Here is a 3,125-nt window from a genome sequence, read left to right on the forward strand (position 1 = left end):
CAGACTTGTTATAGGATCAAGCCTTACGGGCAATTAGTATCAGTTAGCTGAACGCATTACTGCGCTTACACACCTGACCTATCAACGTCCTGGTCTCGAACGACCCTTCAAGGGGATCTAGTCCCCAGGGATATCTCATCTTAAGGCGAGTTTCCCGCTTAGATGCTTTCAGCGGTTATCTCTTCCGAACATAGCTACCCGGCGATGCCACTGGCGTGACAACCGGTACACCAGAGGTTCGTCCACTCCGGTCCTCTCGTACTAGGAGCAGCCCCCTTCAAATATCCAACGCCCACGGCAGATAGGGACCAAACTGTCTCACGACGTTTTAAACCCAGCTCACGTACCTCTTTAAATGGCGAACAGCCATACCCTTGGGACCGGCTACAGCCCCAGGATGAGATGAGCCGACATCGAGGTGCCAAACACCGCCGTCGATATGAACTCTTGGGCGGTATCAGCCTGTTATCCCCAGAGTACCTTTTATCCGTTGAGCGATGGCCCTTCCATACAGAACCACCGGATCACTATGACCTGCTTTCGCACCTGCTCGACTTGTCGGTCTCGCAGTTAAGCACGCTTATGCCATTGCACTATCAGCACGATTTCCGACCGTACCTAGCGTACCTTCGTACTCCTCCGTTACGCTTTGGGAGGAGACCGCCCCAGTCAAACTGCCTACCATGCACTGTCCCCGACCCGGATCACGGGCCAAGGTTAGAACCTCAAACAAACCAGGGTGGTATTTCAAGGACGGCTCCACCGAAACTAGCGTTCCGGTTTCATAGCCTCCCACCTATCCTACACAGATCGGTTCAAAGTCCAATGCAAAGCTACAGTAAAGGTTCATGGGGTCTTTCCGTCTAGCCGCGGGTAGATTGCATCATCACAAACACTTCAACTTCGCTGAGTCTCGGGAGGAGACAGTGTGGCCATCGTTACGCCATTCGTGCAGGTCGGAACTTACCCGACAAGGAATTTCGCTACCTTAGGACCGTTATAGTTACGGCCGCCGTTTACCGGGACTTCAATCAAGAGCTTGCACCCCATCATTTAATCTTCCGGCACCGGGCAGGCGTCACACCCTATACGTCCACTTTCGTGTTTGCAGAGTGCTGTGTTTTTATTAAACAGTCGCAGCCACCAGTTTATTGCAACCCCTTCACCCTTCCAGCGCAGGCTGGTCAAGCTACAAGGGCGTACCTTATCCCGAAGTTACGGTACCAATTTGCCGAGTTCCTTCTCCCGAGTTCTCTCAAGCGCCTTAGAATACTCATCTCGCCCACCTGTGTCGGTTTGCGGTACGGTCATCGTTAGACTGAAGCTTAGAGGCTTTTCTTGGAACCACTTCCAATTGCTTCGCTCCCTAGGGAGCTCGCGCCACACCCTTGAATCCTGCGCCCGGATTTGCCTAAGCGCCTTCTCCAATGCAGCGACCGGGACTTCCAACACCCGGACAACCTTCCGCGATCCGTCCCCCCATCGCATCTAACAATGGTGCAGGAATATTGACCTGCTTCCCATCAGCTACGCATTTCTGCCTCGCCTTAGGGGCCGACTCACCCTACGCCGATGAACGTTGCGTAGGAAACCTTGGGCTTACGGCGAGGGGGCCTTTCACCCCCTTTATCGCTACTCATGTCAGCATTCGCACTTCCGATACCTCCAGCACCCTTTACAAGGCACCTTCGCAGGCTTACGGAACGCTCTCCTACCATGCGTGCTAAGCACGCATCCGCAGCTTCGGTATATAGCTTAGCCCCGTTACATCTTCCGCGCAGGACGACTCGATCAGTGAGCTATTACGCTTTCTTTAAAGGGTGGCTGCTTCTAAGCCAACCTCCTGACTGTTTTAGCCTTCCCACTTCGTTTCCCACTTAGCTATATTTGGGGACCTTAGCTGGCGGTCTGGGTTGTTTCCCTCTTGACACCGGACGTTAGCACCCGATGTCTGTCTCCCGTGATTGCACTCTTCGGTATTCGGAGTTTGCTATGGCGGGGTAATCTGCAATAGACCCCCCAACCATGACAGTGCTCTACCCCCGAAGGTGAGACACGAGGCACTACCTAAATAGTTTTCGGAGAGAACCAGCTATTTCCAGGTTTGTTTAGCCTTTCACCCCTATCCACAGCTCATCCCCTAACTTTTCAACGTTAGTGGGTTCGGACCTCCAGTACGTGTTACCGCACCTTCATCCTGGCCATGGATAGATCACCTGGTTTCGGGTCTACGCCCAGCAACTGAACGCCCTATTCGGACTCGCTTTCGCTACGCCTGCCCTATACGGTTAAGCTTGCTACTGAACGTAAGTCGCTGACCCATTATACAAAAGGTACGCCGTCACCCCTTACGAGGCTCCGACTGTTTGTATGCATGCGGTTTCAGGATCTATTTCACTCCCCTCCCGGGGTTCTTTTCGCCTTTCCCTCACGGTACTGGTTCACTATCGGTCGATCACGAGTATTTAGCCTTGGAGGATGGTCCCCCCATCTTCAGACAGGATTTCACGTGTCCCGCCCTACTTGTCGCACACCTAGTTCTTTCATACTGTTTTCGCCTACAGGGCTATCACCTGCTATGGCCGCACTTTCCAGAGCGTTCGGCTAACAATACAAATAAAGAGTGCAAGGCTCATCCCATTTCGCTCGCCACTACTTTGGGAATCTCGGTTGATTTCTTTTCCTGCGGTTACTTAGATGTTTCAGTTCACCGCGTTCGCTTCGCATGGCCTATGTATTCAGCCATGGATACTCCAAAAGGAGTGGGTTTCCCCATTCGGACATCTACGGATCAAAGCTCGTTTGCCAGCTCCCCGTAGCTTTTCGCAGGCTACCGCGTCCTTCATCGCCTGTGATCGCCAAGGCATCCACCACATGCACTTGTTCGCTTGACCCTATAACGAGTCTGTCTCGTTACAGGTTGAGTTCTCGCGTTGTGCCGTATTCCAATTGAGTCGAACATAGAGTTCGAATCATCTTGAGATACATCGATACAATCACAACCCGGATAGTTTCCACGTCCATCTCAAGACGCTTCCGCTATCCAAATTACTTACTTCTTCCAGATTGTTAAAGAACGACAGCCGATATCTGTTGATATCCTCTGACTGGCTCAATCGCCAATG

At 52.3% G+C, this 3,125-nt stretch carries 1 rRNA gene; it reads right to left on the minus strand.

Annotation, left to right across the window (positions count from 1 at the left end):
• Window positions 1-12 precede the first annotated feature (12 nt).
• Window positions 13-2,894, minus strand: a 23S ribosomal RNA gene (locus H0X95_RS35575).
• Window positions 2,895-3,125: the final 231 nt, after the last annotated feature.

Source organism: Burkholderia sp. 9779_493 (assembly GCF_015712215.1).
Classification (GTDB): Bacteria; Pseudomonadota; Gammaproteobacteria; order Burkholderiales; family Burkholderiaceae; genus Burkholderia; species Burkholderia cenocepacia.